Below are 22,570 nucleotides of genomic sequence, written 5' to 3' on the forward strand. Positions count from 1 at the left end.
CGACGTCACCAATCCACGGAAATCAGTGCGGAATCGAGGAAGAGAAAATTGCGGACCGGAGAATGGGTGCGCACGCTCACATAGAAGTTGAGCAGGTTCTCCAGTCCCTCGTATTTGTCCGGATACTGCGGAACGGGGATCTGGCGCATGTCCATGACCCGGTCATTGACCTGGAGCTCGATATTCGTCCGGGTGCGCGTGTCGAACTGCCAGCGCAGATAATGCCAATTCACCTTGGTCGGGACCTCGTTGTAGCAGAGGTACTGCGGCTCCTCGTCGAAGGCGTGCCAGTCGCCGGGGTCCGGTGCGGTGAAGTCCTCGGTGGGGGACAGGTTCTCCTGGTTGTGCAGGTTGTCCCGGGGCGTCGGCTCGGGCACCACCGGGTAGACCCAGCGCCGGGTGAGCCGGTTGTCCAGGTCGGTGTTCTGGTAACGGGCGACGCAGTGGTAGCGGATGCCGTCGCCGTCGCACAGGTCCGTGGCCACCGTGAACGCGCCGAACTGAGCCTCCGACGGGTGCAGGTTGCCGTCCCAGACCACCTCGCCGAAGGTGTCACCGAGCGACGACTCCGCGGTCGCCGCCTCCGTCTTGTAGGTGAAGTACGTCTCGAACTGAATGACTCCGCGCTGGGCCATGGTCAGCCGGCGGATCGCGACGGCGGTGTGACCGGCCACCGGCCTGGTCGCCACCTTCAGCGCGTAGTTGCCGCTCATCGCGCCGTGGGTGCCGATGTCGAAGAAATCGCACGAGCTGAGCTGCGGCGGCCGGAAGTCGCGCATGTGGACGTCGACCTTGTCGAGATTCCCGTAGCCGTCGTGATTGCCGATGAGTTCGCACCAGCCGTGCGTTCCGGTGCTGAACTCGTCGAAGGCGAGTATGCGGGGGAGGGGGTTGAACTTCGAAAGTTTAGGGTCCGCCGCGATCAATGCGCGACGCAGGTCCCCGGCCGGATCATGAATCGTCTCCACGTCCAGGACGCCCTTCCATAGACGATCTTCGCCGCCAGGATGAACGTTCACGTGAACGTTAATCCTAGGTTTCGAGGAAACTAACTTGTCGCATCAGCGGATGTCAAGGGATGTTCGCGACAGAACCGGACATCTGGGCGTGCCCTTGTCTGCGTTGTAAGTGACTTGTAAGTCAGATGTGAGCCTTGAGGCATACGTTCGATTCGCAGCACACAGACGAACATCTGAACGGAGCGCAGCATGCGGCCGAGGACCAAGAGCGTCCGTATCACCTGAGCGTGAGGTGACCACATAGCCGGTGGAGGCCGGAAGGCGCAGGTCCGGTCTCCACCTCATGCGTCAGCACGACCTGCGTAGACAGATCTTTCCAGCTTATTTGAAGCATCCATCCAGATATGTCACGTCTGCATACAGTACGACCCGTGGGGGCTCCGGTAACCAGAACGAACGTGTGGAGCGAGCTACGAGTGACCTCCGCTCCTCAACTGTCCGTGTCGATCTCTCCGAACCTGACCGCTCTCGCCGTGATCGCCGACGCGCTGGCGGGCCGCCGGCGCGGCCTGCCCGAGCTGTGGCGGCGCGCGGTCCAGGCGAGGGTGAGCCCGCTGGGACGCGAGGCGGTACTTCCGCTCGCCGCGCCCGGCTACTCCGTCGTGCCCGACAGCGTCGCGCCGATCACTCCAATGGACGACATGTCCGTGTCGGCCCAGGTGAGCGCGCTGAGCGACATTCCGCCCGAGTCATTGATCAAGGACCTGGAGCAGGCGTTCGGCGACGGCGCGCTGCCGACGCACTGGAGGGCCGCCGCCGAACGGCCCGGCCGCTGGCTGCGCGGGTACGCCACGGCGCTCAACGACGTCTGGCACACCACCGAGCCGCTCTGGCAGCGGGCGCGGCCACTGCTCGACCGGGAGATCGAGCGTGTCGGCATCGCCTCCGTACGCGGTGGCCCCGAGCTGCTGCTGGGCTCACTGAACGACCGCATCCAGTACGGCGAGCGCGGCCTGCTGATCGCCGACATCGAAGCCAGCACGTACGAGCTGGGCAACCGGCGGATCATCCTGGTGCCGATGCTGGCGGGCAAGGACGCCGTGATCGTCAGCCTGGATCACCCCGACGCGGTGTGGATCGCCTACCCCGTGCCCGGCGCCGAGTCGCTGTGGCGCCGCCCGGTCGCGCCCGACGTGGACGAGCTCTCCGCCCTGGTCGGCCCGGTGCGCGCCGAGTTGCTCTGCCAGCTGGACCAGCCCATGACGATGAGCATGCTGTCCTCCAACGTCAAGATCGCGCCCAGCGGGATCACCTATCACTGCGACCGGCTGCACGCCGCGCGGCTGATCAGCAGGGAGCGCCGTGGCCGCGAGGTCTGGATCGCCCGCACCGACCGGGCCGAGGAACTGCTGTCGCTGTTCCGGCGCTGAGAGGGAGGGTTGTTGTGGTCATGAAATATCACCGTGAAGCGCTCGACGGGTGCGGGACGGCGGCGAAGGACGCGTCCGGTGCCTTCGCCGAGGTCGCCGGGTCGGTTTCCGGCGCGGCGATCGACCAGGCCGCCTTCGGCGGGCTCGCGAACTCCGGGGCACTGGCCGCCGCGGTGAGCGCGCTCAAGGACGCCGCCGGGACCACCTCGCGAACGCTCGGCGACCATCTCCTGGCCGTGGAGCGAGCCCTGGATGCCGTGGAACGGACGTTCACCGGCGCCGACGGGGCCGCGGTGCACCGGTGAGTGGGCATCGACGGGGCCGCGGTGTGCCGGTGAGCGGGCGTCGATGGGGTTGCGGTGCCTCGGTGGGCGGCATCGATGAGGTCGTGGTGCGGATGAGCGCGGTGCGGCGATGAGCGCGGTGCGGCCATGAGCGGCATCGAGGACGCGCGGGGCGTCCCCGGCGGCGTCGAGCTGGCCACGCTGGCCGCGACGCTGGTGGGCGACCCGGGCGCGGCCGGCCGCGTCGCCGAGGTGTGGCGGACGGCGGCCGACACCAGCCGAGGGCAGACCGCCGCGGTCAGGGCGGCCGTCGGCGACCTGGACGCCGCCTGGCAGGGGGCGAGCGCGGACGCGTTCGTCACGTACATGGACCGGGCCGGCCAGATCGGCGACACCCTGCAAGGCGTGCTGTCGCAGTGCGCCACGCATCTCGCCACCGCCGCCGAGGCGCTGCGGACGGCCGAGTCGCAGGCGAACGGGATCTGCCAGAACTACGCAGCCGCCGTACGCGACTTCCAGGCCGGAAACCCGCAGGCCACACAGGACCAGATCCTGAGCGGCGTGCGGTCGCTGGCCGGTGACGCCCGCAAGCAGCTGGAGGAGCAGCGGACGAACGCGAACAACGCCCTGGGCACGGCCGCCGCCGGCATCCAGGGCCTGCTGGGCGGCCTGGGCAGATCCACCGGGAACTGGCCGGAGCCGGACACGGAACCCTTCGCCCCCGGCTCCGGGAAGTCCCTGGACTGGACCCCGTCACGGCAACAAGCCGAAAACCGCACCTCCCTCGCTCAGGGAGAGAGCCTGCCCGGTTTCGGGGGGTACGGGCCGAGCGGACCGCCCCCGGCAGGCGGCGGACCGGCCCCGCAGGGCCAGGTGGCCGACTGGATCTCGCAGGCCGTCACCGTCCTCAAGGCGCAGGGCTACCCGGTCGAGAAGATGAACGCGAACGACATCTGGACCATCATCCGGCACGAGTCGGGCGGCAACCCGAACGCGATCAACAACTGGGACTCCAACGCTGCCAAGGGCACGCCGTCCAAGGGGCTCATGCAGACGATCGACCCCACGTTCGACCGGTGGAAGCTGCCGGGCCACGGGAACATTTACGACCCCGTCGACAACATCATCGCCGGGGTCCGCTACGCCATCGAGCGCTACGGCTCGGTCTCCAACGTGCCCGGCGTCGTCGGCACGAAGACCGGCGGAGCCTACCGGGGCTACTGAGCCGGTGCGTCGGTGGTCACCGGCTTGGCGGCGCGCGCCGGGTCCAGCACCGGCCCCTCGGGGATGAGCTGCAGCACGTTGGCGGGCACCGGGGTGGCGCGCTTGGCGTCGTAACCCAGCTTGCCCAGCACGTCCGCGTTCGGCACGGCGTAGCGGCGCCCCTCGTCCGTCACCAGGTAGTACGACTGCACCGTGTCGAGCTGGCCGTCGCCGGGCAGAACACCGGCCACGATCGCCCGGCCCGGCGGCAGCCGTACGAGATCCGTGGCGTCGCCGTGGGGCGCGGGCAGTGTGCCGCCGGACATCAGCCGGGCGCGGGCCGAGCCCTTGTCCGCGTCGGCGTAGACCGCGCAGAGCGGGCTCGCCGGGTCGTAGGCGATCATCTTGGGCATCGACGCGGGCAGGCCGTCGGCCGGGATCTTGGTGCGGGAGCGCGGGGCCGCGTTGGCCGTCGCCGCGTCGATCCTGATCTCGGCGGTCGTGCCGCTGTCGTACGCTGCCGGGTCGCTCAGCAGCAGCGTCGCCTGCGTGCGGGTGATGGGGGCCAGGCCGTCGGCCGCCTGCACGTACCAGCGCGGCTCGCCGCCCGCGACGGCCGTGGCCCGGAAGACCTGGCCCACGGCGGCCTTCTCGCCACCGGGCCCGGTGACCGGGCGGCCCCGCCCCTCGATCGCGGGCGCGGCCAGGTCCGGCCCTTCCGGCAGCGCGTTGAGCCAGGCCACGGGGACCGCCGCCGGGTCGGTGCCGCTCAGGCCGCGCGCGATCCCGGCGGGCACACGCATCCGGGCGCCGTGCCAGATCGCCCAGGTCTGCCCGCCGACGTCCACGAGCATCGCGCTGTCCTCGGCGAGCGGCCGGTCGCCTGCCTGCCGCCCGGCGATCAGCGTCACGTACGGCACCCGCCCCGTGTCGCTCTCGCGCTCCTGGACGCAGACCGACCAGGGGCCGCCCGCGAGCCGCTGGGCGGACGGCAGCGAGTCGGGCGCCCCCGGGATGCCGACGGGCGTGCCGCGCTCGTACGAGCTCAGCGCCTCCCTGGCGACCACCCGCTCGGTGATCTGCGGCGAGTCGAGGACGAGCCGGGCCGAGGCGTAGTTGGCGACCGGGATCAGCCGGCGTTGCGGCTGGCTGTAGACGTAGCGGGCGCCGGTCTCGCGTTCGATGATCAGCGTGCCCGGGTCCTGCAGCGCTTTCGTCCCGCTGGGACGGATCAGGCCCAGGACCGCGAACCCGACGCCCAGCAGCACGGCGACCATCGCGCCGGCCATGAAGCCGATGTTCTGCCGTCGTAGCGGCCACTCGGGCTGGTTCGGCTGGGCGCGCATCAGGGCCAGGCCGATGCGCTGGACCGTGAGCCGGTATGCCTGGTAGAGGTCGCGCTGGCTGTGCACGCCTCACCTCCCCGGAATTCGCCCGGCCCAATTTATCCAGATAAAAACCGCCAGAGCGTGATACTTCAACAGTTCTGTAATGGTGGTCCTGGGCGCCAACCCCCGGTTACCGGCGGATGGCGTGATCGTTAAATGCGTGCCCGGTTTCGCCGGGAGAGTCGGGTGGTGTCGCATAGTTACCGGCGTGAAGCCGGATACGCGTTACATCACGCCCGCCGCGATCGGAGAGGTCCGGCAGGTGCTCAGAGACGACCTCATCCCGATCTTCGACGCGGTGCGCCAGATCCTCGACGAGAACGAGTCCATCGCCTTCCCCGGCTGGGGCCTGCTCGGCGAGTGGACGATCGGCGCGCTCTACTCCTCGCTGCTCGACACGCTCCAGCGGGACGCCGACGCGGCCAGGAGCGTGCTGACCGGCTGGGAGGACGGGGCGCTGAAGTACGCGCAGCGGAACTGGATCGCCGCCGAGGACGCCGCGGTCCAGCGGGTCAAACCGTGAAGGGCGGGATCCGGAAGATCGCGGGCGCGGGCAAGGCGGGCTCCGGGGCGTACAAGATCCCGCCCAACCCCGCAGCGGTGCAACGGAGCCTCAGGCAGGCCGCGAAGCTGGAACCCTCCGTCCTCATCGGGCTGCTCGCCACCCTGCCCGCGGTCGCGAACGTGCCCGGCATCTGGGAGGCGGCGGCCAACCTGCAGGCGGGCGCGGGCGGCAAGCTCGACAAGCCGGCCAGCGGCGCGATCAGCCGGGTGATCGCCGACTCGGGCAAGGACTGGATCGCCAGGGACCAGGAGGCGTTCGTCTCGGCGGCCGAGCGGTTCAAGGCCGATCTGGAGACCTACCGCTACAACGTGCAGTGGGTGGCGGGGCACGTCGACAGCATCGGCGACGCCATCGCCGCGTACTGGATCACCGCGGCGAAGATCGCGCAGGAGACCTATCTGAGGCTGACCGCGCTGCAGGTCATGGCGCTGGCCCCGCAGTCCTCCGTGGCGGCCCGCCTCGCGATGCGGGCGGCCGGCGCTCAGTCCAGCGCGGCCCTGGCCCGCTCCACCGAGCGGCTGTCGGTCTTCCTCAAGGCGGGCGTGGGCGGCGTCGCCGCCGCGATGGGCGGACCGGCCATCTGGCAGCTCGGCTTCATGCGGACGACCGCCACCTCGCGGGTGGACTTCGCGCGGGCCGGGATCGACACCTCGGATCCTGCTCGGGCCGCCACGTTCCGGCCGCCGCCAGCGGGCAGCCCGCTGCCTGACGGTGCCCAGTACTTCGACTGGCGGGTGAAGACCCCGGACGGCGGCCGGACCCTGGACGAGGTGGCCAAGGACCGGCTCACGCCCTAGCCGACCAGCCCGCGGATCGTCTCGTACACATCCAGTACGGCCAGCGCCAGCGGCAGCAGGGCGATCATCAGCACGATGTCGAGGATGTCGGCCAGCCGCCCCCAGAACGGGGAGGGCCGCGCCGACGCGAGCCAGAGCGACACCCCGGCCGCCAGCAGCGCGAACACCACCAACGCGGGCACCAGGCCGAACAGCACCAGCTCGCGGGCCGCCCCCAGCCCCACGGCCAGGGCGAGGAGGCCGGCGCCGAGCAGGGCCGAGGTCAGCAGCCACATGCGCTGGCCGCGGCCTTCGAAGACGCGGGCGCGCAGCAGCAGCGCGGCCGAGAGCGACAGGCTCATCGCGATCGCCGTCCAGGTGCCCTCCACCGCCAGGAGCACCTGGGCGCCGAGCGCGATGAGCGACACCCCGCCGAGCAGGCCCGTGCAGAAGCCGTCCGCGACCACCGTCCGGTCGATCACCATCCGGCCGTCCAGGTCGCCGCCCTCGCGGCGCAGCTCGTCGGCGGTCGTCGGCAGGGCGGGCAGCGGCATCCCGGCCAGCCGGAACGAGACCGACGGCACCACCGTCGTCATGCCCACGGCCAGCGTCGCCAGCAGCGCGGCCGGACCGGCCGCCGGCACGGCGAAGACCATGACCGCCACCGAGCCGATCAGACCGCAGAACGCGGCGAAGGCCACGCCGAGGAACGTCGCCCGCCCCTGGGCGACCGCGAACCCGGTCGCCGTGGCCAGCATCAGCGTGACCCCGAACGCCGCCAGCAGGTGCGGGGCGCCCAGCCCGGCCAGCCCGGTCGGCGAATCGGGTCCGAGCAGCCCGGCGACGAATCCGTACGGCAGCGCCGCGTACCCGACCGCCGCCCCCGCGCCCGCGTCGCCCAGGGCCCGTGACAACGCCACCGCGGCCAGCAGCAGCACCAGCGCGATGCCCGCCGCGACGATGGCGGCGGGCGTCCACGGCGGTCCGGTCAGCAGCAGGGCGGCGGCGCCCGCGCCCAGTGCCACCGAGGCGGTCCGCAGGCCGTAGGACCTGGTGACGGCGGGCTGCCAGCGGCTGGTGCGTTCGAGCACGCCGGTCGCGACGGCGTCGGCCACGTCGTCGAAGACGGTCTCGGGCAGCTCGTGCCCCCGTGGCCGCAGGTGCAGCAGCTCCCCGTCGTGCACGGCCAGGTCCGACAGCGTGACGTTCAGGTCGAACGGCTGCCCGCCCACGCGCTGGAGCACCCAGCCGCCGTGGGCCAGACCGGCTTCCGCGAGGCCCTCGCCCGCGATGCGCAGCAGCGTCGGCAGCATGCTCGCCAGCGGCATGTCCGAGGGCAGGCCGAGATCGAGGGATCCCCGAGGGGTGACGATCGTGACCCGGCACAGGTCGGTTCCGGTGGCGCTCACTTGGAGGAGTTTATGGACTCGGCTCCCGACGCGCCGCCGTAAATATGTCGAGAAAATTTGAAATGTCGCTGAATACGGGGTCTGACGGGCTTTTATGAGGGTTGTTTGGTGGCTTGTTCGGTGAGGTGCGGTGAGCGGCAACACATGGGTGGTGCGTCGGCCCGAGCGGCGCAGGCCGCCGGAGCAGCCGAGCGGTGAGGTCCTGCTGGAAGCGCCACCCGAGATTCCCGAGACGGTCACGGGCGGCGGTCTGACCCAGGTGCTGACCTACCTGCCGATGATCGCCGGGGCGGGCGCCATGGCGCTCATGTTCACCGGCGGCGGCACGGGCAACCCGATCATGATGGTGTCCAGCGGCCTGTTCGCCGTCTCGATGGTGGGCATGACGATGGGACAGATGCTCAGGACCACCGGAGAGCGCAAGAGCCGGATCAACGGCCAGCGCCGCGACTACTACCGCTACCTGGAGCAGGTGCGCCGGCGCGTCCGCCGTGCCGCCGAACAGCAGCGCAAGGCGATGACCTGGAACCATCCCGACCCCGTCACGCTGTGGTCGCTGGTCATGACCTCGCGGCTGTGGGAGCGGCGGCCCCGTGACGACGACTTCGGCCAGGTGCGGATCGCCACCTCCGCGCAGCGCCTCGCGCTGCCGCTGATCCCGCCGGAGAGCCGGCCGATCGAGGATCTCGACCCGATGTCCGCCGGCGCGCTGCGCCGTTTCGTGCGTACCCACGCCACGGTTCCCGGCCTGCCGGTCGCGCTGGCGCTGCACTCCTTCGCCCGGATCACGCTCGCGGGCGATCCCGAGGCCGCTCGCGGCCTGGTCCGCGCCGCGCTGGCCCAGGCGGTGGCCCTGCACTCGCCCGAGGACCTGCGGGTCTCCGTGTGCACCGGGGCCGAACGGGCGGCCGAGTGGGAGTGGGTCAAGTGGCTGCCGCACGCCTTCCACCCCCAGGAGGAGGACGGGGCGGGCCCGGTCCGGCTGGTCACCAGGGACCTCGCGGAGCTCGACGACCTGCTCGGGTTCGAGCTGAAGGACCGGCCCAGGTTCAGCCGGGGGCTCTCGCAGGACGCGCTGCCGTACCACGTGGTGATCCTGGACGGCGGCCGGGTTCCGCCGGGCAGCCAGCTCGGGACCGACGCCATCGAGGGCGTGACCGTGATCGACCTCAGCGGGTCGGCGGGACAGGCGCCCGCGCAGCTCTCGCTGTACCTCGACGTCACCGCCGACGAGGTGGTCCGGGTCGCCGAGGACGACATGGGCAAGCAGGTCAGGACCGCGCTCGGCCGGCCCGACGTACTCGGCCTGCCCGCGTTCGCCGCGCTGGCCAGGCAGCTCGCGCCGCTGCGGGCAGGTGTCGCGGGCGGGGCGGAGGAGGAGCGCGACGCGCTGTCCACCAACACCACGCTCACCGACCTGCTCCGCATCGGTGACGCCCGCCGGATCTCGGCCGCCGTGACCTGGCAGCCGCGGCCGGTCAGGAACCGGCTGCGGGTGCCGCTCGGCCTGGGCGCCGACGGCCGGCCGGTGGAGCTCGACATCAAGGAGGCGGCGCAGGGTGGCATGGGCCCGCACGGGCTCGTGGTCGGCGCCACCGGCTCCGGCAAGAGCGAGCTGCTGCGCACGCTCGTCCTCGCGCTGGCGATCACCCACTCATCCGAGGTGCTGAACTTCGTCCTGGTCGACTTCAAGGGCGGCGCGACGTTCCTGGGGCTCGACACGCTCCCGCACGTGTCGGCGGTCATCACCAACCTGGAGGACGAGCTGCCGCTGGTCGACCGCATGCACGACGCCCTGCACGGCGAGATGGTCCGCCGCCAGGAACTGCTGCGCTCGGCCGGCAACTACGGCTCGCTGCGCGACTACGAGCAGGCCCGCGAGCAGGGCGCAGCGCTGGCGCCGATGCCGACGCTGTTCATCGTGCTGGACGAGTTCAGCGAGCTGCTGTCGGCCAAGCCGGAGTTCATCGAGCTGTTCGTGATGATCGGGCGGCTCGGCCGCTCGCTCGGCGTGCACCTGCTGCTCGCGTCCCAGCGGCTGGAGTCGGGACGGCTGCGCGGGCTGGACACGCACCTTTCGTACCGAATCGGGCTGCGGACGTTCTCGGCGGCCGAGAGCCGGGCGGTGCTGGGCGTCGCCGACGCCTACTCGCTGCCGCCCGAACCCGGCAACGCCTACCTGATGTTCGAGACGACCGGGATGACCAGGTTCAAGGCGGCCTATGTGTCCGGCCCCTACCAGGCGGCGCAGCGGGAGAACCGGGCGGTCGCCGCGCGCCCCGGCCACCAGGGCAAGATCGTCTGGTACGGCACCGAGCGGGTGCCGCTGCCGCCGCCGCCCGAGGTCGAGCCCGAGCCCGTCGCCGAGGACCGGGAGCAGCAGGACAGCCTGCTCAACATCGTGGTGGACCGCCTGAACGGGCAGGGACCCGCCGCGCACCGGATCTGGCTGCCCCCGCTCAAGGAGCCGGCCTCGCTCGACGGGCTGCTGCCGCCCGTCCTGGCGACCCCGTCGCACGGGCTCACCGCCGCCGGCACCGACCAGGACCGCCCCGGCCGGCTGCACGCCGTGGTGGGCATCGTGGACAGCCCCTTCGACCAGCGGCGCGACCCGTACTGGCTGGATCTGTCGGGCGCGGCGGGCAACGCCGCGATCATCGGGTCGCCGCAGACGGGCAAGAGCACGCTGCTGCGCACGCTGATCGCCTCGCTCGCAGTCACCCACACGCCCAAGGAGGTGCAGTTCTACTGCCTGGACTTCGGCGGCGGCACGCTGTCGGCGCTGGCCGGGCTGCCGCACGTCGGCGGCGTGGCGACCAGGCTGGACGCCAACCGGGTGCGGCGGACGGTGGCGGAGGTGACGGCCCTGCTGGCGCGCAGGGAGCGGCTGTTCGTGGAGCGGGGCATCGACTCGGTCGCCACCTACCGCCGTCTGGTGGCCTCCGGCGCGTACGAGGGCGACGGCTGGGGTGACGTCTTCGTCGTCGTGGACGGCTGGGCCACGATGCGCCAGGAGTTCGAGTCGCTGGAGGCGCCGCTGAGCGAGCTGGTCTCCCGGGGGCTCGGCTTCGGCATCCACGTCGTCGGGACGGCCAACAAGTGGTCGGAGTTCCGGTCCAACGTGCGCGACATGTTCTCCACCCGGCTGGAGCTCAGGCTGGGCGACTCCTTCGAGTCGGAGATCGACAGGAAGGCCGCCGCCAACGTCCCCGAGGGCGCCCCCGGCCGCGGCCTCACCCGCGAGGCGCTGCACTTCCTGGCCGCGCTGCCCCGCGTGGACGGCAAGGCCACGGTGGACGACCTGACCGAAGGGGTCGCCGCGCTGGTGGCGGACGCGGCGAGCGCCTGGCGGCAGCCGCCGGCGCCGCCCGTGCGGCTGCTGCCGGACCTGTTCCCCGTGCACACGCTGCCCGGACCGGACCAGAGCGGGCCGCGCATCCCGATCGGCATCGACGAGGCCGCTCTGGCGCCCGTGTCGCTCGACTTCGACGCCGACGCGCACTTCGTCGTCTTCGGCGACACCGAGAGCGGCAAGACGAACCTGCTGCGCGTCGTCGCCGAGGGCATCGTCGACAGGTTCACGCCGCTGGAGGCGCGGATCGTCATCATCGACTACCGGCGCTCGCTGCTCGACACGGCCGACAACGAGCACCGCATCGGCTACGCCGCCTCCAGCACCGCCGCGGCCACCGTGCTCAAGGGCATCTACGAGGTCATGCAGACCCGGCTACCGCCGCCCGACCTCACCTCCGAGCAGTTGCGTACCAGGAGCTGGTGGACCGGCCAGGACCTGTACGTGATCGTGGACGACTACGACCTGGTGGCCACGTCCGCCAATCCGCTGGCCGTACTCGGGGACCTGCTGCCGCAGGCCCGCGACATCGGCCTGCACCTGATCCTGGGGCGGGCGATGGGCGGCGCGGGGCGCGGCCTGCTCGACCCGGTCGTACGGCGGCTGAAGGAGATGAACACCCCGGCCGTGCTGCTGTCGGGGCCGCGGGACGAGGGGGCGCTGTTCGGCAACGTGCGGCCGCAGCAGTTGCCGCCCGGGCGGGGGGTCTATGTGGACCGGCGCTCGGGCGCGCGGCTCATCCAGACGGCCTACCTGGCCCCGCCGGAAGCGGGCTAGGCGTCGTCGAGGCGGCGCTGGATGCGGGCGAGCTCGGCCATCGCGTTCTCCATGGCCCTGTCGTACGTCTCCTGCGCGTTCCGCAGGCGCAGCTCGGCCGGGTTGTCCTGCTTGGTGAGGTCGAGCGGGGCCTCGCCCCACTTCTCGGCCATGATCGCGTTCGACTTCTCCTGCAGGTCGGCCAGCGACGTGGCGATCAGCTCCAGGATCGTGGTGGCGAGCTTGTCCGAGCCCCAGCGGAGCGCGCGCGGGTTGATGTCCAGCCCGGTGACGCCCTGCGCGGAGCACTCGACCGTCACCAGCTTCTCCGCGTCCTGGGCGAACCCCTGCACGGCCAGGACCTGCTGGTAGAGCTCCTCGAACCCGTCCAGAGGGCGCTGGGTGCCGGCGATCATGCGGTCGATGGATGCTTCGTCGAAAGCCCGCATCATGCCTCCTTCGTCTGCTGGTTGCCCTGCGGGAGGGCCGATCCGCTGAGGTCACCGGCCACGGCCGAGTTGGCGACCATCCCGCCACCGATGGCGGTCGCCCCGCCGAAGAGCAGCTTCTTGGCGGGCGACACCTTGGCGAACCGGCCGGCGATCTTGCCGACCACGCCCTCCGTGCCCCTGAGGAACGTCTGCAGCTTGATGGCGCCCTGCCCGGCCTGCTGATCGGCCCGGCGGCCGAACATCGTCGCCGCCACCTCCGCCGCCGGCCGGAAGTAGGGATTGACCCGCCCGAGCTGGTAGATCGTCCCCGCCAGGAGTATGGCGGCGCCCACGTCGAGCATCAGGTCGCCGGCGAAGTCGAGAACATCGGCCGACGTCCGCATGGAGTCCGCCGTGGACTGCGGCAGAGCGGCCTTGTCGGCCACCTCGTTGGCGTGCGTGTCGACCGTCTGGTGGAACAGCTCGGCGCTCGTCTCCGTCCAGCGAACGTCCTTGACGGACTCCTGAACCTGCTGGGGATGCTCGCGTAGCCCCGCCGACAGTTCCTCCCACTGCTGCGCGGCCCGCCGCAGCTCCGGGGTGTCGGCGACGGTGAGAGCGATGATCAGCCCGGCGTACTTCGCGCGGCCGCCGCCCAGGAGCGCCGCACCCAGCTGGGCCATGCCCGCGCCCGCGATCACGGATTCCGGTTGTGTCGGCATGTGTCCTCGCTCTCAGCCGGCCGTGACGCCGGAGGCCGCCCTGGCGGCCGCGCCGTCGCCCTGAACGGCGGTGTTGGCCGTGTCGAACGCCTTCGACTCCATCTCGGCCAGCTCGTGCCTGGTCGCCGACACGTACTGGTGCGCGGCCAGCTTCACCTGGTCGAGCGCGTCCTCCAGCGAGGAGCCGAAGAAGCCGAACAGGCCGTAGTGGCGGGAGTGCACGTTGAGCCCCGCGACCACGCGGGTCATGTCGTTGAGGTGCTCCATGGGCTTCTTGCCGAGGTTGCGGCCCACCTCGCGGACGGAGTCGGCGTCCAGCTGCATGCGCTTGAGGTCGTTCTCGGAGGCCATGGTCAGTCCACCACCGGCTGGCCGGGGTCGTACGCGGGACGGAACAGGCCCGAGTCGTCGGGGGGCGGCGCGACCGTCCGGTGCGCGGCGGACGCACCCTCGTATCCGGTCGGGCCGCCGCCCATCGGCATGAACGGCATGCCACCGGTGCCGGCGGCCGCCCCTGTGGGGCCGCCGGACGATGCCGTCCTGGTCGCAGGCCAGGTCCCGTCGACGACCGGCACGACACCGGGCCGTACGGACGGGCCCGTCTCGTGAGGCACGCTGCCGAGCGGGGTACGGGCCTGGTCGGAGGTGGGCTTGGTGCCCGGTGGACCCTCGTCCAGGACGGAGCGCGTGGAGTCGGACGACATGTGGTCGGACGGTGTGCGGTCGGACCGCATCGGGTCGGACGGCGTGCGGACGGACTGGCGGGTGCCGGTGCCGGTGGGGGACCGTCTCGGCTCGGCCGTGACCGGCTGGAGCCCGGTCGACGTGGGGCCGGTCGTCGGCGGGTAGCCGGTGGGCTGGTCCACGGACGGCGTCCCGGCGGTGGACGTGATCAGCCCGGGGACCTGGCCCGGCGTCGTCCCCAAGGTCGGGAGAGCGGCGGTGCCGGGGACCGACGAGGCGAGAGGTACCGCCGGGGTGGACGCGTTAGCGGGCGGCGTCACCGAGATCGGTGACGCCGCCCGGTCCACACTGGCCAGCCGGGCGACCGGGCGCGTGGACTCCTGATCGGGGAACTCGATCCCGCCACCCACCGGCGTGCTGTCCCGCACGACCGGCGCCGGCATATACGGCGCGCCGGCGGCCAGGTCGGGGTCCCACGGCAGCCGCGCGGGAAGCGTCCCGTGCGCGTCCGCCAATCGGCCGTTCAGCTCCGCGAGGAAGCGCTGGGCGTCGGCGTCTGGATCGTTCCCCAGCTCCCTGGAGATGTACGACCCGGTGTCCACCGTGTAGTACTGCTCCTGAGTGGCCTGCTCGAACTTCTCCTTCGCCGTGGCCAGTTCGCGACCGGCCTGCTGAACGGATGGCGGGATGTCGCCGATCTGGCTCCGCAGCGTGCCGAGATACGACTGCACCCGCGCCATCCGTCCGAGCATGGCCCGCGCCGACTCGCCGCCCCAGTTTCCATCGGCGACGAGACGTGAGGCATAGGTGGTCAATTCCTTGATCGTCTGGTCCAGCAGCGTGCCCGTGGACCGGTAGGCGTCGGCGACGCCGCCGAACTCCTCCGGCCTGGTGCTCATGACCAGCCGCCGGATCGAGTCGCGCCCGCCGTAGCTCTCGGGCGCGCCCGCCGGCAGCGCGCCCTCCTTGATCGGCTTCGGTTCTCCCACGCGCCCCTCTATCCGGAAGATCTGGTACGGCGAGCAGCCTCGCCCGCCCGCTGGTCGCCGTCCCTGGCGGTGTTGGCGGTGGCGACCAGATCGTCGACGACCCTTCTGACCAGTTCGGTGACGAACTCCATCGTGTCCACCGTGGCCATGCGCGCCCGTTGCATGGTCTCGGCGTACCCCCGTGCCACATCCCAGTCGCCCACGGCGTTGAACGACAGGTCGGGCACCGTGTGCCCGGCCGATTCGAGCCGGGGCAGCAGGTCTCTCGACATGGCCCCCGCGATGTCGAGCAGCGCGTCCGGCCGGCACATCGCCTGGTCACCGGCCGCCGCCGGGTCGATGAGCAGCTCTGGGGGTGTTCCGTTCTCCGCCATCGTTCCGCTCAGGTGCCCCAGCGCCGGACGTTGGCCTGCTCGGCGTCGCGCATGATCTCGGTCGCGTCGTGCAGAGCGGGCCCGAAGCGCTGCATGGTGTCACCCATGGACACGACGGCGTCGTTCCATTCGCGCTTGGCCTCCAGGTAGACGCCCTTCGCGGAGCCGTCCCAGGTCTCCAGGATCTTCAGGTCGTTCTCCAGGTCGGTCAGCTCGCCGACGAGGTTGGCGTACGCGCGGCCGAGCTCGGCCGCGATCTCCTCCATCTCGTCGAAATTGGCGAGGATGATGTCGCCGCCACCTGTCATGGAGACCCTCCTAAGGTCAGAGCTTGCCGCCGTTGAGCGCGGCCATGAGGTTCTGGGTGACGGCCTGCGCGGACGTGCTGGCCTCGTCGTACTCGATCCCGGAGCCCTTGAGGTTCTCGGCGATCAGGTGGAGGGCGTCGATGACCTTCTTGAACTGCGGGTTCCACTCGTTGAGCACCTGCGCGTAGACGGTCGCCGACTCGCCCTTCCACGCGCTGCCGAGCTGGTCGGGGATCTGGAGCAGCCTGTTGTGGATCTGCGTGATGTGCTCGTGCGCGATCAGCGCGCGCGCGGCCGCGTCGTGCTGACTGCCCTGCTGATAGGTGGTCGGCTGCGCCACGGTTCACCTCCCGGAATCGAACATGGGGCAACGCGAGCACCATAAGCGGGCGCACCGGATGAACGGCTGTGACTTCAACATTCCTCGAAATGTTGGATCACCCGGCACGCCAGCCCCGGCGCCTCGCCCGGGGCAGCATGATCGCCGCGAACACCACCAGCCCGGTCACCGCCACCGTGCCTCCCGCGATGCCGACGGCCAGCCCGCGCGTGCGCGGGTCGGGGACGACGGCCTTGGCCACGACGACCGGCGCGACGCCGCCCGCCTTCTCCTCGGTGCCGGGCAGTACGGCGGTCACCGCGAGCAGCGGGTTGACCATGCCCGAGCCGGTTCCGCTGGCGCCGCCGCCCTCGGCCGTCGCCTCCACGCGGCGCTTGACCTGCCAGAGATCGAGCTCCGGATGCCTGGCTCTGACCAGGGCCACCACCCCCGAGACGTACGGGGCGGCGAAGCTGGTGCCGTCGAGATCGGTCCGATAGCCGCCGCCCGTCCACGTGCTGGTGATCGCCGATCCGGGCGCGGTGACGGAGACCCTGGTGGTGCCGTTGGAGAACGCCGATTTCGTGCCGTCGGGGGAGGCCGCGCCGACCGCGATGACGCCGGGGTAGTTCGCCGGGTAGGAGGGCGTCACCTCGCCGTCCTCCCGCTTCACGTTGCCCGCCGCCGCGACGATCACCGCGTCCCTGCTCTGCGCGTAGGCGACGGCCGACTTGAGCTCCGGCTGGTCGTGCGCCTCCACGGATACGTTGATGACCTTCGCGCCCAGCTCGGCGGCCCGTCTGATGCCTCGGGCCAGCAGCGATACCGCGCCGTCGTTCGTCGCGGTCTGCTTGATCGACAGGATCCGCGCGCCCGGTGCGACGCCGAGGAACGGTACGCCACGCGAGGTGAGGTCGCGGCCGGCGATGATGCCCGCCACGGCCGTACCGTGGCCCACGCAGTCCCGCTGGTCCGTGCCGGTCAGGTCCTCGGAGACGGTGACCACTCCGGCGAGCTGCGGGTGCCGCGTGTCCACGCCGCTGTCGACGACCGCGACGGTGACGCCCTCGCCCCGGGTCAGCCGCCACACCCGCTGGAAGCGCAGCCGATCCTGTGGCCAGGGCTTGCCGCTGACGTCCTGGACCCCGGCCTCGGGATTACACGGCGGGGCGGCGGTGCCGGCCGTCGCGGCGCCGGCGGGCGTGACGGCGAGCACCAGGGCGAGGGCGGTGGTACCGGCCCAGGAAATGGCCATGTAATGGGATTTTGCCTGCCTTGGGCGGTAAGCCGGATTCCGTTTCAAATTCTTTGAAGTGAAGCCCCGGTACGGTCGGCGCGGGATACAGAAGGGATGGGCGCGGACCGATATCCGGGGAGAGATTCATGCCGACACCTGACGACGGCAGCGAGCGGGATGACACCAGGGATGGCCTCGGCCTCCCGAGAGACCAGCGCATTGGCGTCGAGTCGGGCGAGGACGGGAGGGTCTACGAGACACAGCTGGACCCCATCAACACCGAGGAAGAGTACACCGACTACCTGCAGGATTACGGGACCGGAACATACCCGCCGACCGCCCGGCCACGGGTCTCCGAGACGACGCGCGATGAGTTGCTGACCCGATACCGCGTCGACCCGGGCACCGCGAAGAAGGAGATGTTCATCAAGATCGGCGACTTCGTGGACCCGGAGACCGGCAAACCGCGTCCTGACTCGCCCGTCGAGAAGCTCCGCGCCGACCTGGACCGGCTCAGGGGACTGGGCGGCACACCGAGCCTGGAGGTGCTCGTCACCCGCTCCACACTGACCGAGCGCGACCTGGGCACCTGGCAGGCCGCCACCGACCTGAAGCTGACCACCGACAGGGCGCAGCACAGCCTCAGCGGCGCCGTCACCCAGCTCTGCTCGGTTTACGAGGCCATCCTGGAAACGCTCGACCAGACCGTGAAGGCGGCCATGGACGCCGACCGGGCCGTGGCCGACGGCCTGCGCAGGACGGCGACATGACCGGCAGCTACACCCTTTACCAGCTCAGGGACGGCACCCGTCCCTTGCCCGACGACATCGCCACGACCAAGGGTGACAGCGAGAACAGCCAGGGCATCGTCGACCTCATCCGCAACAACACCAACCCGCGGAAGATCGAGGACGCCGGCCACAACTACGACGCCCTGGCCGCGAGCTGCGAGGAAGCGATGAAGAACCTGCAGACAGAAGCGGGGCGCATCGCCGCATCCCTGGGCGGGGAACCTCTGGAGGGCGTCTTCAAGAAGATCGGCGAGCTCCAGAAGGACCTGGCCGCGGTGAACTACAGCGCGCAGACCATCGCCAAGCCCCTCATCTGGTACGGGCGTGATGTGCTGCCCTTCTTCCGCGACAACGTTCCCCAGGTCGGGAGCGCGGGCTGGGACGACGATCTCCGTGACAGCGTGTTCGGCACCGACGGCAACGCGCACGCCCTTGCCCGCCACCATCTGCGGCAGCTCAACAGGTTCATGGGCGTGGTCTACGACCGGATCGCCCCCGAGCTGGAGCAGCGCGCGGCTCCGCCACCCGGTGCGGGTGTCACTCCCGCGCACCTGCCCGGCCTCGACGGCCTGGGCGGCAACGGCCGGCTCGGCGGCGTCTCCGACCCGTACTCGGGCCTCGGCAGCCCGTACTCCAGCCTGCCCGGCATGAACGATCCCAGCCTGTCCGGCGTCGGTGACCAACCAGGGCTGACCGACCCGAACCTTCCTGACCCCAACGGCGCCCAGAACCCGAGCCTTTCCGATCCCAGCGGCGCCCAGAATCCGGACCTGAAGAATCCGGGCGACCTCAAGACCCCCGACCTCAAGACCCCCGACCTCCAGACACCCCAGACCCCGGACCTCAAGAACCCCGGCGACCTCAAGACCCCGGCCCTGCCCGACACCAAGGCGAACCTGGCCGGCTTTCCGGACACCATGACGCCCGACCTGGCCAACCGGGTGAACACCGGCGTACCCACGACCGGCCCGCTGAGCCCGTCAGGGATCGGCACCGCCACGACGGCGGCACAGGGCGCGTGCGGGCTGACGGGCGGCGGCGCGGGCGTGCGGGCCGGGACCGGCGGCATGGGGATGGGCATGTATCCGCCGGGCATGGGCGGCGCCAACGGCCAGGAGCAGGATCGCGAGCGGACCCGGTTCCCGATGATCGAGGACGAGGCGTTCGAGACCGATGACCTGGGCGGTCCCGCAGTGATCGCATGACGGTGACGGAGAAGGTCCGCGGCTACCGGCTCCAGGAGCGGGCCGGGCAGGACGGGCCGTGGAGCGCGTACCTCGCGACGGCCGACCGCGACGGCGCCTCGGTGCTGCTGCGGACGCTGGCCTGCCGCCGGGTGGACAAGCGCAGGCTCAAGCCTCTGCTGCGCGGCTTCCGCTTCCCCGAGGCGCTCGCCGTCCACCCGAACGTGATCCCCGTACTCGACCTGGGCACCACCGCCGACGGCCGCCCGTACCTGGTGACCCACCTGCCCGGAGGCTGCACACTGGCCGAACGGCCCGGCCGGAGCCTGCCCGCGCCCCCCGCCGAGGCACTGCGCATCGCCCGCGCCGTGGCGAGCGCGCTCGCCGCCACCCATGCGGCGGGCGGCGTCCACGGCGACATACGGCCGGAGAACGTGGTCCTGCCCGAGCACGGCGAGCCCGCCCTGACCGGGTACGGCATGAGCGGGCTGATGTCGCTGGCCGAACTCCCCGACGGCACGTCCGTCTCCGTCCACACCCCGCCCGAACTGCTCGAAGGCCGCTCGGCCAGTCCCGCGTCGGACGTGTACTCGTTCGGGTCGATGCTGTACGAACTGCTGGCCGGGCGGCCCGCGTTCGCCCTGGACGGTCCGGACACCTCGGCCCGGTTCGTCTTCGGCGTCCTGAGCGAGGAACCGCCGCCCCTGGCGCACCGCAACCTGCCACCCGACCTCGTGACCGCCGTCCACCAGGCGATGTCCAAAACCCCCGACACCCGCCCCACGGCCGCCGACCTCGCCGACCGATTCGCCCAGACGGCCCTACCGGCCGCCCCGCAGTCCCTCCTGCCACCACCGCACCCCGAACCGGGTCTGCCACCCTCGCAGCCCGGATCGGGCCTTTCGTATGTTGGACCGCTGCTCGCGCCGGACGTGCCGCCATCGCAGGACGGACCGGGCTTGCCACCCCCGCAGGCCGTGCCTGGCCCGCCGCCTTCGCTGACCGGATCGGGCCCTTCGTATGTCGGACCGCCGCTCGTGGCCGGCCTGTCACATACCGGGCCCGGGTCCTTGCCGGGCGCCGCTCAAAGCGGGGCGAGCGCCCTGCCGGCCGGACCGGGACCTCTACCGGGCGCTTCGCAGGCTGGGTCGTCGATGCCGGTGGCCGCTGAGGCGTCGGTGCCGCGTGCTCTCGTGTGGACCGTCGACCCCGACCGCTCGGCGTCGCTTCCGGCCCCGCCCCGGCCGCTCTACCCGTCCTCCTACCAGTCCCGGCAGGGTACGGCGGAGCCGCAGGCACCGGCGGAGCCACGGCGCAGGAGCAGGAAGGTCCCCCTGTTCATCGCCGGCACCTCCGGCCTGGCCGTACTGATCGGCGCGGCCAGCGTCGCCGCCGCCATGAACGACCGCCCACAGACCCCACCGCGCATCACCCTGGAGCCCCAGTCCGCCACCACCGGAGGCGCCGCCCCCGCCACGACCGGAGGCACCGCCCCCACGACGACCGCCAACCCACCCGACTCGACCGCCCCGACCCCGCCACCCACCGCCCGGCCCTCCATCGCCCGCCCCACCAAGACCCTGGACGCGGCCGCGATGAGTGCGCAGCGCCCCAAGGACCTCACGCTGGTGACCGACAACGGCTCGTCCGTGGTGCTGTCGTGGAAGCAGCAGCGCAAGAGCGACTTCCCCATGGTCATCCAGCAGTCTCCCGGCGAACGCCTGATGTCGATGCGGAGCGGCAGCAACACGTTCACCGTCGGCGGCCTGGAGGCGGCCACGGGCTACTGCTTCAAGGTCGGCACGGTGGTCAGACTCGGCCAGCCGTCGTCCGTCGCCTGGTCACCGTCCCTGTGCATCCGCGGCGCGGTGGAAACCGACCCAGGCGGCCAGGACGAACAGGTCCAACCGCCCATCGTCCTCCCACTGGCCACCCCACCCACCTGAACGATCGGCTTCAGCTATGTCGTAGAGCTGGTCAGGGCCGCCGCGAACGCGAACTCGACGGGCCGGGAACTGCAGCTGATCACGGAGTGACGGTCGCCTCGCCGCCGACTCGCGCACGCGTGAGGAGTCCGCCGAGGGCGGCGGCGAGGACGGGCAGCCCGACGACCACGGCCGCGATCGTCAGCCACGGAGTTTCGAAGGGAACCCGTGGTGGTGACTCCCATGAGTTCGACGCCGTCAAAGGCCAGATCAGCAGCATCCCGATGGGGCACCCGGCGACCGCGCCCAACACCGTTCCGCAGGCCGCGCTCAGCCCCGCACGGCAGGCGCCGAACCACCGGAAAGTCGCGGCCGTTCCATCACCGGCCCGCCTCAGCACCCGACCCGATCGCGAACTCGTGGCCTTGCCGTCTCCGGCGGTCAATGCACCGTACAGGGCGATGAGAAGCGTCGCCACGGCGACGACCTGCCAACTGGTCGAAGCCTGGAACCCCCGCTCGACATAGGTCTGCGCGACGTCGCCCAGCCGGCTGTCGAGCCGTTCCTGTTCACTCGCCGAGATTCGATGGAGGGAGGGATCGACGATCAGCTCGTCCGGCTCCAGTTGATAGCCGAGGTCCCGGACTACCTTCGCCGGGACGAAGATCGTCTGCATATTGGGGTCGATGGTTCTGGCGCCGATCGCCGGAATGCTCTTGCTCGCCAGCGGGCCGTTGTTCCCGGTCACGTCGTAGCGGATCGCGACCGAGTCGACCTTCACGTCGGCGGTCGTGACCACCACGGCCCTGCCCTCGTCGTACGGCGTCGACTGGTCGCCGGTGATATACCGCAGTAGTGCCTCGTCGCCGATGACTTCGTGCGGGTAGACGGACTCTTCCAGCAGGCCGACGCTCTCGGCGGACGCGCTGAAGTGTCGGTATTCACGCGGACCCTCCCTCTGGGCGATGGGCACTCCGGGTAACTCCTGCTGAATCGCCGCACGTACGGCACCGGCCTGCTCCCCCGAGAAAACCTCACCACGAGGGTGCCGGGCCGGGCGCTGGGGGAGTAGTCGGCCCTGTCCTGCGCCGTCATGCCGACCGCGATGATCGCCAGCGCGATGCCGAAGCTCGTCGCCATCGCGGTCATCGTGATCGCGGGAGCCGTAGCCGCGCGACGTCCGGCCAGGTCGCGGGCCGCCAGGCGAACGGGCAGCGGTAGCCGTTCCGCGTACCGACCGAGGATTTCCAGCAGCCGCGAGGCGAACGGGCCGAAACCGAGAAGGAGCAGACCTCCGCCTATGAGGGTCACCAGCACCAGCCCAATCAAGATGAGGCCGTCGTAGCGCGAATCTTCACGCGCCGACCACGCGCCGAATGCCATCATGCAGACGCCGATGAACGACAGGAACAATCCCCCGATCACATATCGCCGGCGTATGCGCACGTGGCGGTTCTGTGGGGCAGACAGCGCCGCGACTGTCA

The 22,570-nt window shown here is 71.1% G+C and carries 21 protein-coding genes; 9 read left to right on the forward strand and 12 right to left on the reverse strand.

Translation table 11 applies throughout. The features are described 5' to 3' along the window. Window positions 1-5 precede the first annotated feature (5 nt). Window positions 6-1,019, reverse strand: coding sequence for a DUF6772 family protein (locus AB0B91_RS06230; RefSeq protein ID WP_358316465.1), 1,014 nt, complete (start codon window positions 1,017-1,019; stop codon window positions 6-8). A 371-nt stretch (window positions 1,020-1,390) separates the two neighbouring features. Here AB0B91_RS06230 and AB0B91_RS06235 point away from each other — a divergent pair, with 371 nt between their 5' ends. The 3 genes from AB0B91_RS06235 (at window position 1,391) to AB0B91_RS06245 (ending at window position 3,897) form a co-directional block, all read left to right on the forward strand. Further along, entirely contained in the window at window positions 1,391-2,389 is a 999-nt protein-coding gene (locus tag AB0B91_RS06235) for a winged helix-turn-helix domain-containing protein (protein ID WP_358316468.1), read from the forward strand. A 20-nt stretch (window positions 2,390-2,409) separates the two neighbouring features. Beyond that, window positions 2,410-2,694, forward strand: coding sequence for a hypothetical protein (locus AB0B91_RS06240; RefSeq protein WP_358316470.1), 285 nt, complete (start codon window positions 2,410-2,412; stop codon window positions 2,692-2,694). 126 nt (window positions 2,695-2,820) lie between these two features. Beyond that, complete coding sequence (locus AB0B91_RS06245) at window positions 2,821-3,897, forward strand: transglycosylase SLT domain-containing protein (RefSeq protein ID WP_358316473.1); 1,077 nt, start codon at window positions 2,821-2,823, stop codon at window positions 3,895-3,897. On the opposite strand, the gene eccB is transcribed toward AB0B91_RS06245, so the two are convergent. Then, on the reverse strand, window positions 3,891-5,288 hold the full coding sequence (gene eccB, locus AB0B91_RS06250; protein WP_358316476.1) for a type VII secretion protein EccB: 1,398 nt from the start codon (window positions 5,286-5,288) through the stop codon (window positions 3,891-3,893). The genes AB0B91_RS06245 and eccB overlap by 7 nt on opposite strands. A gap of 184 nt (window positions 5,289-5,472) precedes the next feature. Here eccB and AB0B91_RS06255 point away from each other — a divergent pair, with 184 nt between their 5' ends. Both AB0B91_RS06255 and AB0B91_RS06260 read left to right on the forward strand, forming a co-directional pair. Further along, window positions 5,473-5,787 carry a hypothetical protein gene (locus AB0B91_RS06255; RefSeq protein ID WP_358316479.1) on the forward strand — a complete coding sequence of 105 codons (315 nt, stop codon included), beginning with the start codon at window positions 5,473-5,475 and terminating at the stop codon, window positions 5,785-5,787. Then, the gene (locus tag AB0B91_RS06260) at window positions 5,784-6,626 is read left to right on the forward strand and encodes a hypothetical protein (protein ID WP_358316481.1); all 843 of its coding nucleotides are present in this window, start codon (window positions 5,784-5,786) and stop codon (window positions 6,624-6,626) included. Before AB0B91_RS06255 ends, AB0B91_RS06260 begins: the two co-directional genes overlap by 4 nt. Here AB0B91_RS06260 and eccD read toward each other — a convergent pair. Next, window positions 6,623-8,014, reverse strand: a complete 1,392-nt coding sequence (gene eccD, locus AB0B91_RS06265) for a type VII secretion integral membrane protein EccD (RefSeq protein ID WP_358316484.1) — start codon at window positions 8,012-8,014, stop codon at window positions 6,623-6,625. The genes AB0B91_RS06260 and eccD overlap by 4 nt on opposite strands. A 130-nt stretch (window positions 8,015-8,144) precedes the next feature. Between eccD and eccCa the strand changes: the two genes are divergently transcribed. After that, window positions 8,145-12,143 (forward strand): type VII secretion protein EccCa, encoded by a 3,999-nt coding sequence (gene eccCa, locus AB0B91_RS06270; RefSeq protein ID WP_358316489.1) that lies wholly within the window; start codon window positions 8,145-8,147, stop codon window positions 12,141-12,143. Here the strand turns inward: eccCa and AB0B91_RS06275 are convergent. The 8 genes from AB0B91_RS06275 to mycP all read right to left on the reverse strand — a co-directional run bounded on the left by AB0B91_RS06275 (window position 12,140) and on the right by mycP (window position 17,204). Further along, a complete protein-coding gene (locus AB0B91_RS06275; RefSeq protein ID WP_358316492.1) occupies window positions 12,140-12,574 on the reverse strand; it encodes a hypothetical protein in 435 nt (144 codons plus the stop codon). The genes eccCa and AB0B91_RS06275 overlap by 4 nt on opposite strands. Continuing rightward, window positions 12,571-13,275: a hypothetical protein gene (locus AB0B91_RS06280; protein ID WP_358316495.1), complete on the reverse strand. Its 705-nt coding sequence runs from the start codon at window positions 13,273-13,275 to the stop codon at window positions 12,571-12,573. The genes AB0B91_RS06275 and AB0B91_RS06280 overlap by 4 nt, the downstream gene beginning before the upstream one ends. A gap of 12 nt (window positions 13,276-13,287) precedes the next feature. Further along, a complete protein-coding gene (locus AB0B91_RS06285; protein ID WP_358316498.1) occupies window positions 13,288-13,626 on the reverse strand; it encodes a hypothetical protein in 339 nt (112 codons plus the stop codon). 2 nt (window positions 13,627-13,628) lie between these two features. Next, window positions 13,629-14,948, reverse strand: coding sequence for a hypothetical protein (locus AB0B91_RS06290; protein WP_358316501.1), 1,320 nt, complete (start codon window positions 14,946-14,948; stop codon window positions 13,629-13,631). 8 nt (window positions 14,949-14,956) lie between these two features. Continuing rightward, the gene (locus tag AB0B91_RS06295; protein WP_358316504.1) at window positions 14,957-15,322 is read right to left on the reverse strand and encodes a hypothetical protein; all 366 of its coding nucleotides are present in this window, start codon (window positions 15,320-15,322) and stop codon (window positions 14,957-14,959) included. 8 nt (window positions 15,323-15,330) lie between these two features. Then, window positions 15,331-15,630 (reverse strand): WXG100 family type VII secretion target, encoded by a 300-nt coding sequence (locus AB0B91_RS06300; protein WP_219527046.1) that lies wholly within the window; start codon window positions 15,628-15,630, stop codon window positions 15,331-15,333. Window positions 15,631-15,646: 16 nt separating this feature from the next. Continuing rightward, on the reverse strand, window positions 15,647-15,970 hold the full coding sequence (locus tag AB0B91_RS06305; protein ID WP_358316507.1) for a WXG100 family type VII secretion target: 324 nt from the start codon (window positions 15,968-15,970) through the stop codon (window positions 15,647-15,649). A gap of 97 nt (window positions 15,971-16,067) precedes the next feature. Beyond that, window positions 16,068-17,204: a type VII secretion-associated serine protease mycosin gene (gene mycP, locus AB0B91_RS06310; RefSeq protein ID WP_358316510.1), complete on the reverse strand. Its 1,137-nt coding sequence runs from the start codon at window positions 17,202-17,204 to the stop codon at window positions 16,068-16,070. A 128-nt stretch (window positions 17,205-17,332) separates the two neighbouring features. Here mycP and AB0B91_RS06315 point away from each other — a divergent pair, with 128 nt between their 5' ends. Genes AB0B91_RS06315 through AB0B91_RS06325 form a run of 3 tightly spaced genes read left to right on the forward strand, consistent with a single transcriptional unit; the run spans window position 17,333 to window position 21,107 of the window. Further along, window positions 17,333-17,956, forward strand: a complete 624-nt coding sequence (locus AB0B91_RS06315) for a hypothetical protein (RefSeq protein WP_358316513.1) — start codon at window positions 17,333-17,335, stop codon at window positions 17,954-17,956. Beyond that, window positions 17,953-19,182 carry a hypothetical protein gene (locus tag AB0B91_RS06320; protein ID WP_358316515.1) on the forward strand — a complete coding sequence of 410 codons (1,230 nt, stop codon included), beginning with the start codon at window positions 17,953-17,955 and terminating at the stop codon, window positions 19,180-19,182. Before AB0B91_RS06315 ends, AB0B91_RS06320 begins: the two co-directional genes overlap by 4 nt. Next, window positions 19,179-21,107 carry a protein kinase gene (locus AB0B91_RS06325; protein WP_358316518.1) on the forward strand — a complete coding sequence of 643 codons (1,929 nt, stop codon included), beginning with the start codon at window positions 19,179-19,181 and terminating at the stop codon, window positions 21,105-21,107. The genes AB0B91_RS06320 and AB0B91_RS06325 overlap by 4 nt, the downstream gene beginning before the upstream one ends. Before the next feature lie 79 nt (window positions 21,108-21,186). On the opposite strand, the gene AB0B91_RS06330 is transcribed toward AB0B91_RS06325, so the two are convergent. Beyond that, entirely contained in the window at window positions 21,187-22,059 is an 873-nt protein-coding gene (locus AB0B91_RS06330; RefSeq protein WP_358316521.1) for a hypothetical protein, read from the reverse strand. Window positions 22,060-22,570 lie beyond the last annotated feature (511 nt).

Source organism: Nonomuraea sp. NPDC049141, from assembly GCF_040648415.1.
Lineage (GTDB): Bacteria > Actinomycetota > Actinomycetes > Streptosporangiales > Streptosporangiaceae > Nonomuraea.